Annotated in this window: 17 protein-coding genes and 1 CRISPR repeat array; of the genes, 14 read left to right on the top strand and 3 right to left on the bottom strand. The window is 43.3% G+C overall.

Annotated elements, in window-relative coordinates; genetic code table 11:
• Window positions 1-81: 81 nt before the first annotated feature.
• From QZZ41_RS10875 to cas2, 14 genes are all read left to right on the top strand, one after another.
• Entirely contained in the window at window positions 82-606 is a 525-nt protein-coding gene (locus QZZ41_RS10875) for an isochorismatase family protein (RefSeq protein ID WP_295071782.1), read from the top strand.
• 18 nt (window positions 607-624) lie between these two features.
• Entirely contained in the window at window positions 625-1,824 is a 1,200-nt protein-coding gene (pncB, locus tag QZZ41_RS10870) for a nicotinate phosphoribosyltransferase (RefSeq protein ID WP_295071779.1), read from the top strand.
• Window positions 1,825-1,988: 164 nt separating this feature from the next.
• Entirely contained in the window at window positions 1,989-2,723 is a 735-nt protein-coding gene (locus QZZ41_RS10865) for a hypothetical protein (RefSeq protein ID WP_295071776.1), read from the top strand.
• 4 nt (window positions 2,724-2,727) lie between these two features.
• Complete coding sequence (locus QZZ41_RS10860) at window positions 2,728-2,988, top strand: PqqD family protein (protein WP_295071774.1); 261 nt, start codon at window positions 2,728-2,730, stop codon at window positions 2,986-2,988.
• Window positions 2,981-3,415, top strand: coding sequence for a S24/S26 family peptidase (locus QZZ41_RS10855; RefSeq protein ID WP_295071770.1), 435 nt, complete (start codon window positions 2,981-2,983; stop codon window positions 3,413-3,415). The genes QZZ41_RS10860 and QZZ41_RS10855 overlap by 8 nt, the downstream gene beginning before the upstream one ends.
• Complete coding sequence (locus QZZ41_RS10850) at window positions 3,412-5,133, top strand: ABC transporter ATP-binding protein (protein WP_295071767.1); 1,722 nt, start codon at window positions 3,412-3,414, stop codon at window positions 5,131-5,133. Before QZZ41_RS10855 ends, QZZ41_RS10850 begins: the two co-directional genes overlap by 4 nt.
• Window positions 5,120-6,232: a nucleotidyltransferase family protein gene (locus tag QZZ41_RS10845; RefSeq protein ID WP_295071764.1), complete on the top strand. Its 1,113-nt coding sequence runs from the start codon at window positions 5,120-5,122 to the stop codon at window positions 6,230-6,232. The genes QZZ41_RS10850 and QZZ41_RS10845 overlap by 14 nt, the downstream gene beginning before the upstream one ends.
• A gap of 213 nt (window positions 6,233-6,445) precedes the next feature.
• Window positions 6,446-8,620: a CRISPR-associated helicase Cas3' gene (gene cas3, locus QZZ41_RS10840; protein WP_295071761.1), complete on the top strand. Its 2,175-nt coding sequence runs from the start codon at window positions 6,446-6,448 to the stop codon at window positions 8,618-8,620.
• 12 nt (window positions 8,621-8,632) lie between these two features.
• Entirely contained in the window at window positions 8,633-9,352 is a 720-nt protein-coding gene (cas5c, locus tag QZZ41_RS10835; RefSeq protein ID WP_295071758.1) for a type I-C CRISPR-associated protein Cas5c, read from the top strand.
• A complete protein-coding gene (gene cas8c / locus QZZ41_RS10830) occupies window positions 9,346-11,154 on the top strand; it encodes a type I-C CRISPR-associated protein Cas8c/Csd1 (RefSeq protein ID WP_295071755.1) in 1,809 nt (602 codons plus the stop codon). The genes cas5c and cas8c overlap by 7 nt, the downstream gene beginning before the upstream one ends.
• A gap of 14 nt (window positions 11,155-11,168) precedes the next feature.
• Complete coding sequence (cas7c, locus tag QZZ41_RS10825) at window positions 11,169-12,041, top strand: type I-C CRISPR-associated protein Cas7/Csd2 (RefSeq protein ID WP_295071752.1); 873 nt, start codon at window positions 11,169-11,171, stop codon at window positions 12,039-12,041.
• Window positions 12,038-12,712, top strand: a complete 675-nt coding sequence (cas4, locus tag QZZ41_RS10820; protein WP_295071749.1) for a CRISPR-associated protein Cas4 — start codon at window positions 12,038-12,040, stop codon at window positions 12,710-12,712. The genes cas7c and cas4 overlap by 4 nt, the downstream gene beginning before the upstream one ends.
• Window positions 12,709-13,731 carry a type I-C CRISPR-associated endonuclease Cas1c gene (gene cas1c, locus QZZ41_RS10815; RefSeq protein WP_295071746.1) on the top strand — a complete coding sequence of 341 codons (1,023 nt, stop codon included), beginning with the start codon at window positions 12,709-12,711 and terminating at the stop codon, window positions 13,729-13,731. The genes cas4 and cas1c overlap by 4 nt, the downstream gene beginning before the upstream one ends.
• A gap of 9 nt (window positions 13,732-13,740) precedes the next feature.
• Window positions 13,741-14,031, top strand: coding sequence for a CRISPR-associated endonuclease Cas2 (cas2, locus tag QZZ41_RS10810; RefSeq protein WP_295071743.1), 291 nt, complete (start codon window positions 13,741-13,743; stop codon window positions 14,029-14,031).
• A gap of 149 nt (window positions 14,032-14,180) precedes the next feature.
• Window positions 14,181-15,204: a CRISPR direct-repeat array (repeat unit 32 nt; unit sequence GTCACGCCCCACGCGGGCGTGTGAGTTGAAAT).
• Between the two features lie 150 nt (window positions 15,205-15,354).
• Here the strand turns inward: cas2 and QZZ41_RS10805 are convergent.
• The 3 genes from QZZ41_RS10805 to QZZ41_RS10795 all read right to left on the bottom strand — a co-directional run.
• Window positions 15,355-17,442: a glutamine synthetase III gene (locus QZZ41_RS10805; RefSeq protein WP_295071741.1), complete on the bottom strand. Its 2,088-nt coding sequence runs from the start codon at window positions 17,440-17,442 to the stop codon at window positions 15,355-15,357.
• Between the two features lie 139 nt (window positions 17,443-17,581).
• Entirely contained in the window at window positions 17,582-19,177 is a 1,596-nt protein-coding gene (locus QZZ41_RS10800; protein WP_295071738.1) for a CTP synthase, read from the bottom strand.
• Between the two features lie 93 nt (window positions 19,178-19,270).
• Window positions 19,271-19,698: P-II family nitrogen regulator (locus QZZ41_RS10795; RefSeq protein WP_295071735.1), on the bottom strand; the 428-nt coding region annotated here is incomplete at its 5' end.

Raw genomic sequence — 19,698 nt, 5'->3', positions numbered from 1 at the left:
TTAAAAAATTATACTTGACCTTGCATAAAAGCTGCGGTATAATTGAGGTATATTACTTTTATCATAGGAGGATATGAGGTTATGAAAAAGTTTTTGATCGTTGTTGATATGCAGAAGGACTTTATCGACGGAGCACTTGGCTCAAAAGAGGCTTGCGCTATAGTACCTGCTGCTGTAAAAAAGATCGCTGATTTCGACGGCGAGATCTTTGCAACATATGATACTCATTTTGATGATTATATGGACACAGCAGAGGGCAAAAAGCTTCCTGTACCTCACTGTATAAAGGGGACTGAGGGCTGGCAGCTGAACAGAGAGATATCTGCTGCACTTAAAGGAAAAAAGTATACTCCTGTTGAAAAGTATACATTCGGTTCTGTAAAGCTCCCCGAGCTTATAAAAAAGGCAGCAGGCAGCGAAGAATTCAGCATTGAACTTATCGGACTTTGTACGGATATATGCGTTGTGAGCAATGCACTGTTGTTAAAGGCAAGCTTCCCCGAAGCTCCAATTGCAGTAGATGAAAAGTGCTGTGCAGGCGTAACTCCCGAAAAGCATGGTGCTGCAATAGAGACAATGAAAAGCTGTCAGATAGATATTCTTTGATATAGAAAGGAGAAAGCTATGAAACTCGAATCTATCGTTATTTCACTTCTTGATACAGACCTGTATAAATTCAATATGGATCAGGTCATCTTCCACAAGCACACCGATCTTTGCGGACAGTATTTCTTCAAATGCAGAAATAAGGACGTTGTGTTTACTCCCGAAATGGTTCAGGAGATAAACGAGCAGATTGACCACCTTTGCTCACTTACTTTCAAAAAGGAAGAGCTTGATTATCTTCGTTCAATACGTTTCATAAAAAATGACTATGTTGAATTCCTCAGGCTCTGGAGACCTATCCGTGATTACGTTACAGCTGAACTGAAAGACGGTGAGCTTGTTATCGAAGTTAACGGACCTCTTTTCTCGGCTATGCAGTTCGAGATATATCTCCTTGAAATTGTAAATGAGGTATACTTCCGTATGAAGTATGACTACGAGAAGCTGAAAAAGTCGGCTGAGGAGCGTCTTGACGCTAAGATAAAGGCTATGAACGATGGAACTTATACATTCAAGTTCGCTGAATTCGGCTGCCGTAGGAGACTTTCACGTGAGTGGGAGGATGTTGTTGTAAAGAGATTTGTTACAGAGACTAAAAACTGCGTAGGTACTTCAAATGTTTACCTTGCAATGAAGTATAATGTAACACCTATCGGTACTTATGCACATGAATTCGTGCAGATGTATCAGGGAATAGACTCTATCCCTCTTGCTTATACCAACCATTATGCTATGAAGGATTGGTATGACGAGTACGACGGCGATAACGGTACTGCACTTACGGATACGGTTACAACAGACCTGTTTCTGCTTGATTTCAACCGTTCCATGGTCAATAACTATACAGGTGTCCGCCATGACAGCGGTGATCCCTATGAGTGGGGAGAAAAGATGATCGCTCACTATAAAAAGTACGGCGTTGACCCGAAAACTAAGCTCCTTCTTTTCAGCGACAGCCTTGACTTTGACAGAGCTCAGAAGCTGCATGACTATTTCTGCGACAAGACAAAGGTATCTTTTGGTATAGGCACGTTCTGCTCAAATGATACTGAGGAAAAGGCTTTAAATATCGTTATAAAGCTCCAGTATGTAAACGGCAGACCTGTTGCAAAGCTTTCTGACGATATCGGCAAGGCAATGTGCAGAGATGAAGAGTATCTCGGCTATCTGAAACGTTCTGTTGATTTCAGAATTAAAAGAGAAGCAACAGTAAAATAATAAAGATTTTTTCAGCCATAGTATTTCCGAGTTGTTATCGGTTATACTATGGCATTTTTTATTGATTGATAACGTTAATTCAGCACCGTATGACTTGCTATTTTATTATTACTATGATATAATATTCGTAACGGAATACTAATTATTACTTATTGGAGAGATCAATGTTTACAGGAAAATACAAAATGGCGGATAAGCTCATTGAAGTGAATTCAATATATGAAAAAGTTCACGAATACTGCAAGGATTATCTCACAGACGAGCCTGCTGATCTTTCAGTGAAGATAACTGCTGAGGATATAATTTATGAAAAGCAGAAGTCGGACTCTGAATTTGCATATGAAGGAAAAGATATCCCTGATTTTTCGGACGATCTTCTTGAAGAGACCGCGGTATACCGTAAGATAGCAGAGTATATGCCGAGCTATGATACATTTGTGTTTCATGGCTCTGTAATAGCAGTTGACGGACAGGGATTTCTTTTTACGGCAAAGTCAGGCACAGGCAAGTCCACGCATACCAGGCTTTGGCGCGAGTATCTCGGTGACAGGGCGGTAATGGTCAATGACGACAAACCTATGCTGAAAATAACAGACAGCGGAGTTATCGCTTACGGTACTCCATATAACGGTAAGCACAGGCTTGGCTGCAATATGTCAGTGCCGCTTAAAGCTATATGTATACTTACACGCGGTGAAAAAAACAGTATCGTGCCTATCGGTAAAACAGAGGCTTATTCAATGCTTTTACAGCAGGTATATCGTCCGCAGGATCCTTTACAAATGGCTAAAACGCTTAAACTTGTGGACAAAATGGCGGCAGGTATCGAACTTTACAGGCTCGCCTGCAATATGGATATGGAAGCGGCGGAAGTCGCATATAACGGAATGAAAGGTTGATTTTATGAAAATTAACAGCGGTTTTTTAACACATGATGACGGAGATCAGAAGCTTCTCGTTTCTACAGGAGCAAGCAAGTTTTCGGGACTTGTCCGCAGCAATGAAACAGCAGGTTTTATAATAAGCTGCCTCGAAAATGATACTACCGAGGCTGAAATAGTTGCAAAAATGCAGGAGAAGTATGACGCTCCAAAGGAAGCTCTGGAACGTGATGTGAAGAAGATCATAGATCAGCTCAGAAAAATCGGGGCTATAGATGATTAAGACAACGTATGAAGACTACCTTGAACAGAACGGTGAAATGACTTACAGTAATGTCGGCGTAAGTATGATGCCCCTTCTTAAACAAGGGCGCGACCTTTTTACTGTAAAGAAAAAGGACGAAGAACGCTGCAAAAAATATGATGTTGTATTATATCGGCGACCACCTGACAGTTATGTTCTGCACCGAATCATAAAGGTGTGTGACAAAGATTATGTTATTCTTGGCGATAACTGTATCAACAAGGAATACGGCATTAAAGATGAAGATATTATCGGAGTAATGACATCTTTTGTCCACAACGGCAGAAAACATTCGATCGACGAGTTCAGTTATCGCCTTTACAGCCATATTTGGGTTGATCTTGCAGCTGTGAGGATCTTTTTTATGCGTGTTAAACTGAAGTTGAAAAGGCTGATAAAGCGATGAAGAACAATGCGGTAAAATGGCTGTATTCAGTTACAGGACGAAAAAAATGGAACATATTGTGGCTGATAATAGTGCAGGCACTTCACGGTGCAAGCGGAGTTCTTTACGCGCTTTTGCTTAGAAATATTGTTGATAACGCAGTTGACGGCGACAGGAGCAGTTTCAGGCTGAATGTTATGTTTATAATTCTCCTTGTACTTGCACAAGTGGCAATGAGGGCTGTAATTCGTTGGCTTGAAGAGCTTTCCCGTGCTTCGCTCGAAAACCTTTTCAAGCAGAGACTGCTCAACAATATCCTTACCAAAGACTTCGGAACTGTCAGTGCGGTACATTCGGGCGAGTGGCTGAACCGCCTTACAAATGATACAGTAGTTGTGGCTCAGAACAGTGTGGAGATACTGCCTGGGCTTGCAGGTATGGTCGTGAAAATGGTCAGCGCAATGACGATGATGATAGTGCTTGATTATCGTTTCGCGCTTATACTTCTGCCTGTCGGAGTTGTCCTGTTTTTTGCTACATACGGTTTCCGCAAGGTGCTGAAAAGACTCCATAAGAACATACAGGAGCGCGACGGAAAGCTCCGTGTATATTTGCAGGAACGACTCGGCAGTATGATGATGATACGTTCATTTACTGCGGAAGAACAGACCGAAAATGATGCACTCGAAAAAATGCTTGACCATAAGAAGTCACGCATGAAGCGCACTCGCTTTTCAAATTTCTGCAATATCGGATTTCATGCAGGTATGCAGGGAATGTATGTGGGAGGAGTTATCTACTGCGGCTACGGTATCCTCACAGGAGCTATAAGCTACGGTACATTGACAGCTATCACACAGCTCATTTCACAGATACAGTCTCCGTTTGCAAATATTACAGGCTATCTGCCCAAGTTTTACGCTATGACGGCAAGTGCCGAACGTCTCATGGAGATAGAAGCATTTGAGAATGACACCGATGTTCAGCCTATGGACATTGACGAAACTCTTGGTTATTACCGCAATGACTTCTTGGCGATGGGACTTGAAAACGCTGAGTTTGCTTACTATCCGTCAGGTGACAGTGTCCGTGAACTCAGCAAGGATACTATGCCTGCAGTGCTGAAAGATATCAGTGTGGAGATAAAAAAAGGACAGTATGTTGCTTTTACAGGTCACAGCGGCTGCGGCAAAAGTACCGTGCTCAAACTGCTTATGTGCATATATAAGCTTGACGGCGGCAGACGCTACATAACCGATAAAAGCGGCAATACCGAAGAGCTTTCGGCGAAGTTCCACAGGTTATTTGCATATGTTCCGCAGGGCAATCAGCTTATGAGCGGAACTATCCGTGATGTGGTCTGCTTTGCGGATAAAAGTAATATGAGCGATGATGAGCGCATCAGCAATGTGCTGAAAATAGCCTGTGCTGACGAGTTCGTAAGTGAGCTTGATGACGGCGTGGATACACTTCTCGGCGAGCGCGGAACAGGTCTTTCAGAGGGACAGATGCAGCGTATAGCCATTGCAAGGGCTATATACTCGAAATGTCCTATAATGCTTCTGGACGAAGCAACAAGTGCTCTCGATGAAGCTACTGAACGCAAAGTTCTTGAAAATCTCAGGAATATGACAGATAAGACCGTGGTCATCGTGACTCATAGACCTGCTGCTTTGGATATTTGCGACAGGATACTGAAATTTACCGAAAAGGGCGTGATAGAAAATGGAGAAGAGTGAATTCCGCAGCAATGCTGAGGATATGATATATCTTACTGTTTGTTCTATAAACGGTGTAACTCCTGACCGTGAGCGAATAGATGCTCTTGATCTGCCAAAGCTTTTTGAGGTTTGTCAGACTCATATCCTTACAGCCTGCGTGGCTTATGCACTGGAATCAGCAGGCATTAAAGACAATGACTTCACACAGGCTAAGGAAAAATCTATCCGTAAGAATATACTCCTTGATTCCGAACGCGCAAAGATACTAAAGCGTCTTGAAGCGGAAAAAATATGGTATATGCCTTTGAAAGGTGCTATATTCAAGGATTGGTACCCTAAGCTCGGTATGCGTCAGATGTCGGATAATGATATACTATGTGACGGCACTAAACGAGCATATATAAAGGAAGTTATGCTTGATATGAGCTTTACCTGCGATCATTTCGGGCAGGATAATGATGATGCTTATTTCAAGCCGCCTGTGTGTAATTTTGAGATGCACAACGAACTGTTCACGGGAGCTCATGTAGGAAAGCTTCATGGTTATTATGAAGATGTGAAGAAAAGGCTCATCAAGGACGAGAAAAACGAATACGGTTATCACTTCCGTGACGAGGATTTTTACATATACTTCATAGCTCATGAATACAAGCATTTTGCAAGTGACGGAACAGGTGTGCGTTCTCTTGTGGATACATATATTTTCATGCGCAGATTTAAGGACTCGCTTGATAAGGATTATATCAATGCAGAGCTAAAAAAGCTGGATATTGTTGATTTTGAAAAGACTAACCGTGAGCTTGCAGTTAAAATTTTCTCGAATGAGCCGCTTACAAGTGAGGAAAAAGAGCTTCTTGATTACTACATTATGTCAGGAACTTATGGTGTGCGTGAAAACCGAGTTAAAAACGATCTCAAATACCGCGCCAAAGGCTCAAAATTAGGATATCTGCGATATCGTTTGTTCCCGTCTTTGGAATACCTTGAAGTATCTGTACCGTGGGTGAAAAAGAGCAAGCTGCTTATCCCTGCTGCGTACATATACCGTTTATTCCGCGGACCTGCTGCAAGCAAAAAGAGAATATCCGATCAGATAAAACAAATTCGCAAAGAATAAATCAACAGCACAAAACGTCCCTGATAATCAGGGGCGTTTTTCTTATGTTTAAATGGGGGAAATGTCGGATGGAAGGTGATTAACAGTTTGTTAATTATACTCACTATGCATTGACGAAGATATAATGTAATGGTATAATATTACTATAATAATCGCTGTAACGTAAAAACTAATGTATATTATGTTGAATAATGCCGTATAAGGAGGCAAATGATGGAATACTATGCTCACACTACAGATGACAGGAAGCAGACTGTTCGGGAACATCTTGAAAATGTTGCGGAAGCGGCTCGTGATAATTCTGTTGAACTTACAAAGGATATAGCGTATTTTATCGGACTTGCCCATGATATAGGCAAGTTTGCATTGACATTCCAGCGCAGACTAAACGGCAGCAATGAGCGTTTTGAACATTCGTCATGCGGTGCGATAGAGGCAGGGAAGCTGAATACTAATATCTCAGCAGAAAACCGTTTATTTTTGCTGTATATGATACAATATTGCATTGCAGGACATCATACTGGACTTCCTGACGGCGGTACAGATATTGATCTTGCTGATGCCGATACTACTCTTCACAGTCGTTTGAAACGTGAAAAAAATTATGTTGGTGATGCGGATTATAGTGCGTACCGTCAGCAGATAGATCTGGTTTTTCCTGAGGCGATACGTTTTGCTGATGAACTTAAAAAAGTAAACGGCAAAACTGAATTGTTCGAAAAGTACGCATTTTTTACTCGGTATCTGTTTTCATGCCTTGCAGATGCGGATTTTATAGATACTGAGCATTTTTGTTCGCCTGAGATAGAACGTGGATGTGATGCGGATTTTTCAGAAGCTGAAAAAACTGTTGATGAGTGCCTTTCAGGTTTTGTACACGATACGCCTTTGAAGCTTGCAAGGAGCAGGTTACAGGAACAGGCTGTGAGCCGCAGTTCAAATGACAGTGCGGTAAGTATACTCAATATGCCTACAGGAAGCGGAAAAACTCTTTGCAGTATAAAGATAGCGTTGAAAAAGCTGCGTGAGCATGGAAAAAAGCGAATTATTTACGTCATTCCTTATACGAGCATAATTGAACAGACGGCTGAGACTTTTGAGAAGCTGTTCGGAGAATATGCTGATATTTTACAGCATCATTCAAATTATTGCTTTGAGGATATTGGTGAAAACGATCTCACAGCCGATAAGCTGAAACGTTCAGCTGAAAACTGGGACGCTCCTATAATTATTACAACTTGTGTTCAGTTTTTTCAGTCGCTGTATCATTACAGGAGTTCAGGACTGAGAAAGCTGCATAACTATGCTGACAGTATCATCATATTTGACGAGGTGCATATGCTGCCCGTTGAAATGCTTCAGCCTTGTCTGAGAGGAATAGGTTTCGTGACAAAGTACTTAAACAGCGAAGCAGTGTTCCTGTCGGCAACAATGCCTGATTACATGCCGCTTTTTGAGAAGTTTTCCATAAATGTTCCTCTTTGTGAGCTTATATGCGACAGAAGTGATTTCTCATATTTCAGCAAGTGCAGGTATATTGATCTCGGTAAAACAACAATTGAAAGCATTGCTGAACGTGCTATGGGATACCGCAGCAGTCTTATAATTGTCAACAGCCGAAGAACAGCCCGAGAGATGTATAATATTCTTGGCGGAAAGAAATATCATCTTTCAACGTATATGACTCCGTCAGACCGTTCCATTACGATAAAGGCTATACGCAGCGATCTTGCGAAAGGCGAAAAGATAACTGTTGTGTCTACGTCACTTGTAGAAGCAGGCGTTGATCTTGATTTTGAGACTGTTTTCAGACAGCTTGCAGGACTTGACAGCATACTGCAATCGGGCGGCAGATGTAATCGTGAGGGAAAACGGGAATGTGGTGACGTTTTCATTTTTGAAACCGATGAAAAGCCCCACGGTGATCTGCAAATCAGGGCAAGTGCGATGAGGGAACTTCTTCAGAATTATGATGACATTTCCTCACAGGAGTGCATAAGGGAGTATTACAGCCGTATATTCAACTACAGCAAAGAAGCCATAGAAAGGAACTCCATTGCGAATATAACTCATAGTCTTGACAGTATCCCGTTTCGTACCTATTCTGAAAAATTCAAATTCATACGGGACGATACTGTGGGAGTTGTCATAAACAACAACACCGAAACAGAAGAACTGATTGCGCTTGTTTTTTCAAGCAAAAAGACGGCACTGCGTAAATTGCAGAAATATACTGTTTCACTTAAATTGCGCGGAGAATACGACAAAGCACTTTCTCTCGGACTTATCCGGGATGTTGGAAACGGTATCTATGTACTGACGAATAATGATAATTACAGATCAGATACGGGACTTGATATTGATTATCAAAGTGACAATATATATTAAAGAGGTGATAATATGGGATATGGATTTAAGATAATCGTTGAAGGCGATTATGCCTTATTCACAAGACCTGAGTTCAAGGTAGAAAGAGTAAGCTATGATGTTCCGACTATATCGGCAATAGAGGGACTCATAAAATCAGTGTACTGGAAGCCTGCTATAAGGATAGTTGTGGATAAGATCATTGTTTTTAACCCTATACGTTTTATCAACATAAGAAGAAACGAGATCAAATGCAAAATACCGCTTTCATCGGTAAAGTCACAGATGAAAGGAAAAGGCTCAGCGGAGATATTTGCCTCTGAACAGCGCAGCCAGCGTGCAGGAATGTTGCTGAGAGATGTAAAATACGGCATAGAGTTCCACTTTGAGCTTACAGGCAACAGATCAGAGCATGAAGATGAATGTGAAGAAAAGCATTACAATATAATGCTGCGGCGGCTCAGGAACGGCCAGTTTTTCCGACAGCCGTGCCTTGGGTGCAGGGAATTCTCGGTGAAGCGAATGGAGATTGTGGATGATTTTGATATGTCACTCATTGACAGTGAGCTTGAAGGTGATATTGATCTTGGCTTTATGCTTTACGGCCTTAAATTCGATGACGGCGGCAAGCCGGTGAACGGTGACTGGGAAAATCCAAGATTTTCGGATATTGCCTCTCCGCTTTATTATCGTCCTCACATGATAAACGGAGTGATAGACGTTGGAAAATACAGGGAGGGGATAATATGCTGATAAAAGCTCTGTGTGATTATGCGGACAAACAAGCGTTAAAAGGCGATAATAAAAAAATACCTGACGGTTTTGCCGAACAGGATATCAATTTTCGTATTGTTCTTTCCGAGAACGGAGACATGAAGGATATTATACCCTTCAAGGATAAAAAGCCAATAAAGGACAAAAAAGGAAATGAGAAGTTTATTGACGTGCCGAGAAAAGCCTGTCTGCCTGCCAGAACTCAGAAGCCCGGTATAGACTCAAATTACATAGAACACAGACCGCTGTATATTTTCGGTCTGAACTATGAGGATGGAGTTTTTACTCCCGATGACAAGACTGGAAAAGCAAGGAAATCACATAAAGCCTTTGTGGAACATGAGCTTGAATTCTTTGACGGACTTGACTCGCAGATATGTACGGCTTATCGTAAATTCATTGAAAAATGGGTGCCCGAAAACGAGACAGAGAATGATGTGCTGAAGCAGCTGGGCAAGGAATACCAAAAAGCTTATTTTGGCTTTACTTTAGGTGTAGGAATGGCAGACCTTGAAGCTGATGAGCAGTTTATTGAAAAGTATCAGAAAACGCAAATCCAAAAAGAAGATGAAAACAGTAACTCCGAAATATCTGTTTGCGGCATATTGGGTGAAAAACTTCCGCAGGCAAGATTGCATGATAAGATTATGAGGTTTCCCGGCGGACAGGCATCAGGCTGTCAGCTTGTATGCATGAATGATACTGCATTTGAGTCATATGGCAAGACGCAGTCATTCAACAGCAATGTTTCCGAAGCTGCAATGAAGAAATACACGGCAACGCTTAATAAGCTTCTTGCCTCACCCGAGCGTCATGTTACAATAGGCGATATGGTGATCGTATACTTTGCAATGAAGAATGACGATTCGGCAGAATGCAGCCTTTTTTCAGCTCTTCTTGGTATGAGCAGTGATGACGAGAAAACAACATTGCAGATCAGTACGATAATGAGCTATGCCAAAGGCGGATATTCAGCCGATAAAAGCTCAATAGACAAACTTGAAACTGACAATGATGTAACTTTCTATATTGCAGGTTTAACTGCTAACAGTTCTCGTATTTGTCAGAAGTTCATCTACCGTGATAAATTCGGGAATATGCTGAAAAATCTCATTCGTCATCAGAGTGATCTTAATATAAGCGAGGAGAATACTCGTCCCGTTTATTTCAGCAGAATAGCAAAAGAGCTTGTGTCGCCAAAATCATCAAATGACAAAGTACCGCCGCCGCTTATGACAGGCATAATGCTTGCTGCATTTAACGGTGCGAAGTACCCTGACGCTATGCTATCAACTGCTGTAAGACGAGTAAAAACAGACAGTGATGAGGAAAAAAATCAATTTATCAAACTCAACGATACAAGGGCAGGAATAATAAAAGCCTGTCTTAACAGAAAAAATAATAAGGAGGAATTCACTTTGGCTTGGAACGATGAAAACAAAAATCCCGCTTATCTGTGCGGAGGTCTGTTTGCAGTTTATGAAAAAATACAGCAGGAGTCATCAGGCGGAAATCTCAACAGAACTATTAAAGATGCTTATTTTGCTTCGGCTTGTTCAAGACCTGCCAGTGTGTTTCCGAAGCTTGCGAAGCTCTCACAGAACCACATGAGAAAGCTGGGCGACGGCAAACAGATATACTACAATCGTCTCATAGGAAGCGTATGTGACGGTTTTGACGGAGAATATCCGCAGACGCTCAGTCTTGACGATCAGGGAAGATTTATCATAGGCTATTATCAGATGAACAAGAAGCTGTATACTTCGGAAAAAAGTGAATGAAAGGACGGTCAATTATGGAAAATAATGCTATCAAGAACAGATATGAATTTGTAATGCTTTTCGATGTGGAGAACGGTAATCCCAATGGTGATCCCGATGCAGGCAATATGCCGAGAACTGATCCCGAGACTTCCTTCGGTATCGTTACTGATGTATGTCTGAAGCGTAAGATAAGGAACTTTGTGGAGCTTTATAAGGAAGGCGAGGGAGGATACAATATACTTGTGAAGGCTGACCGTTCGCTCAATTCAAAATTCACTGAGGCATATGATGCACTTGGACTTGAAAAGAAGCAGAAAGGCAAGAATACAGATGATGTAAAAAAGGCACAGGGATACATATGCGATAACTATTTCGATGTTAGAACTTTTGGTGCTGTAATGAGTACAGGTGATGATCCCTGCGGAATAGTTAGAGGTCCTGTTCAGCTTAATTTTGCAAAGAGCATTGATCCTGTATATGTTCAGGATATCACAGTCACTCGTCAGGCAGTAACGACCGATAAGGATTTTAATGAAAAAAAGCAGAGTGAAATGGGCAAAAAGAGCTTTATTTCCTATGGACTTTACCGCGCTGAGGGTTATGTTTCCGCAATGCTGGCACAGAAGGTCACAGGCTTTTCAGAGGACGATCTGGAGCTCCTCTGGACCGCGATAATCAATATGTTTGAGAATGACAGAAGTGCTGCAAGAGGAAAAATGTGTCTGAGAAAGCTTTACGTATTCAAGCATGAGTCTGCACTTGGAAATGCTCCTGCACATATCCTCTTCGATAAGATCAAGGTAGAAAGGAAGGCAGGTGTCGAGCCGCCGAGAAGCTTCGGCGATTACGAGATAACTGTTGACAGGGATATGCCTGAGGGCATCGAGTTTATCGAAAAGCTATGAATGACAGCACAATAAATATCCGCACTATCCAGCATTATATGTACTGTCCGAGAAGATTTGCCCTGCTGGAAGTAAACAGCGACTGGGCAGAAAATGCATTCGTTGTAAAGGCTAATCTTCTTCACGAACACGTACACGACGGCAGTCACAGTTTTTCTGACAGTAAAAAGATAGTGCGGAGCGATATAACAGTTTATAATGATATGCCTGAGTATGATATTTTCGGTGTGACTGACTGTATCGAATTTGTCAGGAGCGATGACGGTGTAAGGCTTGACGGCTATGACGGAAGCTTTACGGTGCGCATAGTCGAATATAAGCCGAAAGCTCCTAAGAATGAGGAGTTCAGCGAAACAGATGCGATACAGGTATTTGCTCAGAAGATATGTGCGGACAGTATCTGGAAATGCAGCTGTGAATGTTACATTTATTATGCAGATAAACGCAGGAGAGTACGGCTGCCCTTTGATGAGGAATATCAGAAGTATGATGATATGCTGAAAAAGCTTCTTGAAGAAATGAGAGGAGTCCTTGCGGAAAAAACTATCCCTCAGCGTAAAAAAGGACAGAAATGTTCAGGCTGTTCATTAAGTGATATTTGCTTTCCCGTGAAGAAAAAGTATAGTGTAAAAGAGCTTGTTATGCAGCAGAAAGGAGCTGATTATCCGTGAAAAAACTATTGAATTCTTTGTATATCCTCGATGAGACAGCATGGCTCACCCTTGACGGCGAAAATATTGTATGTAAATGCGAGGATAAGGAAAAATTCCGCCTGCCATTTGTAAATATAGGGGATATATACTGTTTCAGCTATCTTGGCTGCTCGCCTGCGCTTATTGGAAAATGTGCGGATACGGGTGTAAAGATCAGCTTTATATCTCCGTCAGGCAAGTATCTTGCTTCGGTATGCGGCAAGACAAAGGGCAACATTTTTCTGAGAAAGGCACAGTTTGAACAGCTTGCAAAGCCTGATATACTTCTTGCTCAGAATACGGTAGCTGCAAAGCTGTCGAATACACGCTTCCTTATACGGCGTTCAATGCGTGATAATCCGCAGCTTGACAGTGACGGCGAGCTTAGCAGATGTATTGAATATCTCGAGAGCGGTATGGAACACGTTTATGAACTGAATGATACCGAAACTATAATGGGACTTGAAGGAAGCTGTGCAAAGTCATATTTCAATATATTTGATAAGCTTATCCTGCATCAGAAAGATGATTTTTACGTAACAGCAAGAATCAAGCGTCCGCCTCTTGATCCCGTAAATGCCGTATTGTCGTTCCTTTATACGATAATGACGAGCTGGTATGCTTCCGCGCTTGAAAGTGTAGGACTTGACAGCTGCTACGGCTTCTATCATGCACTTCGGTCAGGCAGGAGCAGTCTCGCCTGTGATCTTGTTGAGGAAGTGAGATGTATCGCAGAACGCCTCACACTGACGCTTATAAATCTGAAAAAGATAAATATCAGCGATTTTGAAAAGCAGGAAAGCGGAGCAGTATATCTTACAAAGGAAGGCAAAAAGAAAGTCCTGTCCGCATGGCAGGAAAAGAAAAGGACAAGTATAGTTCACCCATATCTTAATGAAAAGATCACCCTCGGAATACTGCCGTTTGTACAGAGCAGTCTTCTGGCAAAGTATTTCAGAGGAGAGATAGAGGAATATCCTTGTTTTATCATGAAGTAGGTGATACATATGATGGTGCTTATAAGCTATGATGTTTCAACAACTGACAGCAAGGGAAAAACAAGACTGCGTAAAATAGCAAAGGAATGTCAGAATTACGGACAGAGAGTGCAGAATTCTGTATTTGAGATAGATGTTGATTATGGCATATTTCTGAAAGTCAAAGACAAACTTCTGAAACTTATAGACGAAAAACATGACAGCCTGAGGTTTTACTATCTTGGAAATAACTGGCAGAGGCGAGTTGAACATTTTGGTGCTAAAGAGACATATGATCCCGAAGGAGTGATAATAATTTGAGCTGCGAAAGCCAAATGATATTGAAATGCCCATAGGTTCGCAGTAAAAAAACAACGATTTATTAATAAAATGTGAACAAAACTATATGATTTTGTTTGAATTAGTCCACCCGTTGTGGCGGAAGTGACTCTTTATATACTAAATATAGGGTCACGCCCCACGCGGGCGTGTGAGTTGAAATGTCTTTGACGAGAACGGAATCGCAAATCTTGTCAAGTCACGCCCCACGCGGGCGTGTGAGTTGAAATTTCTACCTTTGGCAGCACCACATTTCCGAGCTGGTCACGCCCCACGCGGGCGTGTGAGTTGAAATAGCAAGAGAGCGCGCAAGGAGTATCGTCGACTGAGTCACGCCCCACGCGGGCGTGTGAGTTGAAATCGAGAGCTACAGTCAATCCTACAACTGCCGCTGTGTCACGCCCCACGCGGGCGTGTGAGTTGAAATATCGTCTGTGCTATCATAAATCATATAGCCACAGTGTCACGCCCCACGCGGGCGTGTGAGTTGAAATCTATGACATCGTATCCTTCGTCACTGAGTTCAAGCAGTCACGCCCCACGCGGGCGTGTGAGTTGAAATTGCGCTCTTTTCCTTGGTATGAGCGTTGTAGGCGTCACGCCCCACGCGGGCGTGTGAGTTGAAATCTGTAACGTACGCACTTGTCAAAGATGAGTGGGTCACGCCCCACGCGGGCGTGTGAGTTGAAATTTAAATGTATTATAACGCTCGATAAGAGCCGCAAGTCACGCCCCACGCGGGCGTGTGAGTTGAAATCACATTCGATCGTCATTCTCTGGCCGTTGTCATGTCACGCCCCACGCGGGCGTGTGAGTTGAAATCCTGTACTATGAAGGGGTTCGGATTTCCTTCATCATGTCACGCCCCACGCGGGCGTGTGAGTTGAAATCTGAATAAATGCTGCTAACTCGTACTTGTCCTTGTCACGCCCCACGCGGGCGTGTGAGTTGAAATACGTGTAATGTAACTGCTGGTATCGATAACCGCCGTCACGCCCCACGCGGGCGTGTGAGTTGAAATGCAACGGATATGGGCGGCGAATGGCAAACACAGGTCACGCCCCACGCGGGCGTGTGAGTTGAAATGATAAGCAAATCAGAGATATTACTGCAACCGTTACAGGTCACGCCCCACGCGGGCGTGTGAGTTGAAATCGCCCCTTAAATGGGGACAAAAAATTACCGAGCCATAATTTCAGGCTCGGTATTTTGCTTCGTTCAATAAAACTTACTGATAGAAAGTATTTTATTGAACTGCACTTTTGAAGTCATTATAATAATTAAGCGAGAGGGAACAAATTTTTATCATACTCCGAAGAGGAGCTTATCGTATGCAGGGAATGGATAGTAATCCTCGGCAGTTATTGTTTCAGCCTTGTCGGCAGCTGCACGAAGCTTATCCATTGCAGGTATCATCTTGTCGCGTACATATTCGGATTCCTTTGTTATAGCACCGATAGTCTTGAGCTTTGAAACTGTGCCTTCAAGTTCGGTGGTTGCTTCGTCCATTTTGTCAATGAGTACTGAAAGCTCCTCAACGAGCTTTGTCTCATACTTGCAGGCAGCTTTTGATACGCTCTTCTTTACTGCAACAGCGGAAGCTGTATCAGAAGCGAATTTAGCAACAGCAGGGATTATCTCCTTACGAGCCATATCCACCATTGTCTGAGCTTCGATGTTTACGGATTTTACATAGTTCTCAAGCATGATATCGCAGCGTGAATATATCTCAGCCTCTGTGAAGATGCCGTGAGATGTAAGCATATCAACATTCTTCTTGTCGCATATTTTAGGCATACAGTCTGCTGTAGTTCTGAGGTTTGAAAGTCCGCGCTTTTCAGCTTCCTTTACCCATGAATCATCATAGCCGTTGCCGTTGAAGATTATGCGCTTGTGCTCCTTGATAGTCTTTTTGATAAGGTCGTGGAGTGCCTTGTTGAAGTCCTTTGCACCTTCGAGCTTGTCAGCAAACTGCTTTAATACTTCAGCAACAGCTGCATTGAGGTGAATGTTTGCACAGGAGATGCTGTTTGATGAACCGAGCATACGGAACTCGAACTTGTTGCCTGTGAAAGCGAAAGGAGATGTACGGTTACGGTCTGTAGTGTCCTTGCTGAACTGAGGAAGAACATCAACGCCGAGCTTCATCTTTTCCTTTGCTGTGCCGCCGTATGGCTTGTCGGTCTCGATAGCTTCGAGGATATCTGTGAGCTCATCACCAAGGAAGATAGAAATGATAGCAGGAGGAGCTTCGTTTGCACCGAGACGGTGATCGTTGCCTGCAGTAGCAACTGAAAGTCTCAGCAGATCCTGATAGTCGTCAACTGCCTTGATAACAGCTGCAAGGAAGAGCAGGAACTGAGCGTTCTCATAAGGTGTTTCACCAGGGGAAAGGAGGTTTACGCCTGTATCTGTAGAGATAGACCAGTTGTTGTGCTTACCTGAACCGTTAACGCCTTCGAATGGCTTTTCGTGAAGCAGGCAAACAAGTCCGTGACGCTCTGCAACTTTTTTCATAACTTCCATTGTGAGCTGGTTGTGGTCAGCAGCAATGTTTGTAGTCTTGTAAATAGGAGCAAGCTCATGCTGTGCAGGAGCAACTTCGTTGTGCTTTGTTTTAGCGAGGATACCGAGCTTCCACAGCTCCTTGTCAAGGTCAGCCATATATTCTGCGACTCTTGTCTTGATAGAGCCGAAGTAGTGGTCTTCCATTTCCTGACCCTTTGGAGGCATTGCACCGAACAGGGTACGGCCTGTCATTACAAGGTCTTTTCTCTTCTTGTACATTTCACGGTCAACGAGGAAATATTCCTGTTCTGGACCTACTGATGTACGGACGCTTCTTACATTATCGTTTCCGAAGAGTTTGAGTACACGCATTGCCTGCTTGTTGAGAGCTTCCATTGAACGGAGAAGAGGTACTTTCTTATCGAGTGCTTCACCTGTGTATGAACAGAATGCTGTAGGGATATAGAGTGTGCCGTCCTTGATGAAAGCGTAGGAAGTAGGATCCCATGCTGTATATCCGCGAGCCTCAAATGTTGCACGAAGTCCGCCTGACGGGAATGAAGAAGCATCAGGCTCGCCCTTGACGAGTTCCTTGCCTGAGAATTCCATGATAACTCTGCCGTCGGGAGCGGGAGTGATGAAGCTGTCGTGCTTCTCGGCAGTAACGCCTGTCATTGGCTGGAACCAGTGTGTGTAGTGAGTTGCGCCTTTTTCGATAGCCCAGTCTTTCATAGCAGCTGCTACTGCATTTGCAACTGAGATATCAAGAGGAGTGCCCCTGTCGATAGTTCTTTTAAGTGACTTGTAAACTTTCTCGGAGAGGGTAGCTTTCATGACTCTCTCATCGAATACCATTGAACCAAAATACTCTGTTACCTTTTCCATTTTTATTTCCTCCATTTATTTAGCCTTTAGCCGTTAGCCATTAGCATTTAGCCAAAGGTATCGCTGTACGATATTATTTATAATTGTTTGTCCCGAAGGGACACCATAAGCTAATAGCTAAGTGCTAAAGGCTAATGGCTTATTTGTTTTCGAGTGAAGCTCTTATAAAGTCTGCAAAGAGCTTCTGCGGTTTATTTGGACGTGATTTGAATTCGGGGTGGAACTGCACGCCTATGAACCACGGGTGGTCTGAGAGTTCCACTATCTCGACCAGCTTTTCGTCAGGCGACATACCTGCGATATGGAGTCCGTTTTGTGTAAGTACCTTGCGGTATGCATTGTTGAATTCATAGCGGTGACGGTGACGCTCGTAGATGAGCTCTTCGCCGTATATCTCGCGGCATCTTGAACCCTCTGTCAGCTTGCAGGGGTAAAGTCCGAGACGCATCGTACCGCCTTTTTCGGAAATGTTCCTCTGCTCGTCCATAATGTCGATGACGGGGTAGCGAGTTTCTCCGAACTCAGCAGAATTTGCACCTGTAAGTCCGCATACATTTCGTGCATATTCGATGACTGTCATCTGCATACCGAGGCAGATACCAAAGAAGGGGACTTTATTCTCACGCGCATAGCGGATAGACTCAACCATTCCCTCAATTCCTCTGTGACCGAAGCCGCCGGGTACTATGATACCATTGCAGTCTTTAAAGGTATCAGCGGCGTTTTCAGCAGTTACGTTCTCAGAGTCTATCCACTTTATCTCAACTGCCGCATCGTTGATGATTCCGCCGTGTCGGAGTGCTTCTGCGACTGAGAGATATGCGTCGTGGAGTTCAACGTACTTGCCCACAAGTCCTATAGTTACTGCCTTGTGTGCATTTTCTGCACGGTGTACCATTTCTGTCCATTCTGTCAGGTCGGGGGCATTGTCTGCGATACCGAGGTGTCGGCATACTGAATGTGCCAGTCCTTCTTCTTCCAGCCACAGCGGAACTTCATACAGTGACGGGGCTGTAAGGTTCTGAATAACATCTTCCTTTCGGATATTGCAGAAGAGTGCGATCTTTTCAGCCATATCATCTGGTATGCGTTTTTCCGTTCGGCAAACTATTATGTCAGGCTGAATGCCTATTGAAAGGAGCTCCTTGGTGGAGTGCTGTGTTGGCTTGGATTTAAGTTCCTCAGAGCCTGCTATATAGGGAACAAGCGTAACGTGTATGTAGCATACATTTTCGCGTCCTTGTTCAGTACCTACCTGACGTATCGCCTCAAGAAAAGGTGTGGACTCTATATCGCCGACAGTACCGCCGATCTCGGTGATGACAACGTCTGCATTTGCTTCATTTGCTGCGCTGTAAACTCTGTCCTTTATCTCATTGGTAATGTGCGGTATGACCTGTACTGTACCGCCGAGGTAGTCACCGCGCCGCTCTTTTGTTATGACGTTCCAGTATATCTTTCCTGTAGTGACATTTGAGTGGACTGAAAGGTTTTCATCAACAAATCGCTCATAATGACCAAGGTCAAGGTCAGTCTCAGCACCGTCATCGGTTACAAATACCTCACCGTGCTGGAATGGTGACATAGTACCTGGGTCTACATTGATATAGGGATCAAACTTCTGTATGGTGACTTTATAGCCTCGCTGTTTGAGAAGTCTGCCCAGGGAAGCAGCTGTGATACCTTTTCCGAGTCCCGAAACGACTCCGCCTGTTACAAAAATGAACTTTGACATTTTTTTATGCTCCTTGAAATACATTTATGAGAAAGGCAGTCTGCGAACATCTGGGAGATTTGTGTGATGATGTCCGCAAACGCCCTTATCAGCTTATGCTTTTTCCCACTCTGCCGAATCGTGGAGTGCGTTGTAGCCTTCTTCGCCTGTTCTTATCTTGATAACGTTCTCGATATCGTAAATGAACATCTTGCCGTCGCCGTAGTTTCCAGTGTAGAGAGCAGATTTTGCTGCTGCAACTACCTTTTCAACAGGAACTGCACATACTGCAATCTCAGCCTTTACCTTTGGAAGCAGGTTCATCTCAACAGCTGCACCACGGTAGTAGTTACGCTGTCCGTTCTGCATTCCGCAGCCAAGAACATTCGTTACTGTGATGCCCTTGACATCAATATGTTCCATAGCTTCGATGAACTGCTGTAATTTCTGCTGTTTGAATATGACTACAATGTTTGTGAGCTTTGTTGCTCCGTCAGGTGAAGGTGTTGAGTAATTCTTTACTTCTACTGCTTCATCAACTG

This window comes from Ruminococcus sp. (genome assembly GCF_016283395.1).
This window is presented reverse-complemented; position numbering and strand designations above follow the sequence as displayed.

Coding starts and splice junctions, on each gene's coding strand:
- cas5c (WP_295071758.1), top strand. CDS start 8,633: ATGGGATATGGATTTAAGATAATCGTTGAAGGCGATTATGCCTTATTC.
- QZZ41_RS10860 (WP_295071774.1), top strand. CDS start 2,728: ATGAAAATTAACAGCGGTTTTTTAACACATGATGACGGAGATCAGAAG.
- cas3 (WP_295071761.1), top strand. CDS start 6,446: ATGGAATACTATGCTCACACTACAGATGACAGGAAGCAGACTGTTCGG.
- cas8c (WP_295071755.1), top strand. CDS start 9,346: ATGCTGATAAAAGCTCTGTGTGATTATGCGGACAAACAAGCGTTAAAA.
- QZZ41_RS10805 (WP_295071741.1), bottom strand. CDS start 17,442: ATGGAAAAGGTAACAGAGTATTTTGGTTCAATGGTATTCGATGAGAGA.
- cas2 (WP_295071743.1), top strand. CDS start 13,741: ATGATGGTGCTTATAAGCTATGATGTTTCAACAACTGACAGCAAGGGA.
- QZZ41_RS10865 (WP_295071776.1), top strand. CDS start 1,989: ATGTTTACAGGAAAATACAAAATGGCGGATAAGCTCATTGAAGTGAAT.
- pncB (WP_295071779.1), top strand. CDS start 625: ATGAAACTCGAATCTATCGTTATTTCACTTCTTGATACAGACCTGTAT.
- cas7c (WP_295071752.1), top strand. CDS start 11,169: ATGGAAAATAATGCTATCAAGAACAGATATGAATTTGTAATGCTTTTC.
- QZZ41_RS10800 (WP_295071738.1), bottom strand. CDS start 19,177: ATGTCAAAGTTCATTTTTGTAACAGGCGGAGTCGTTTCGGGACTCGGA.
- QZZ41_RS10875 (WP_295071782.1), top strand. CDS start 82: ATGAAAAAGTTTTTGATCGTTGTTGATATGCAGAAGGACTTTATCGAC.
- QZZ41_RS10850 (WP_295071767.1), top strand. CDS start 3,412: ATGAAGAACAATGCGGTAAAATGGCTGTATTCAGTTACAGGACGAAAA.
- cas4 (WP_295071749.1), top strand. CDS start 12,038: ATGAATGACAGCACAATAAATATCCGCACTATCCAGCATTATATGTAC.
- QZZ41_RS10845 (WP_295071764.1), top strand. CDS start 5,120: ATGGAGAAGAGTGAATTCCGCAGCAATGCTGAGGATATGATATATCTT.
- QZZ41_RS10855 (WP_295071770.1), top strand. CDS start 2,981: ATGATTAAGACAACGTATGAAGACTACCTTGAACAGAACGGTGAAATG.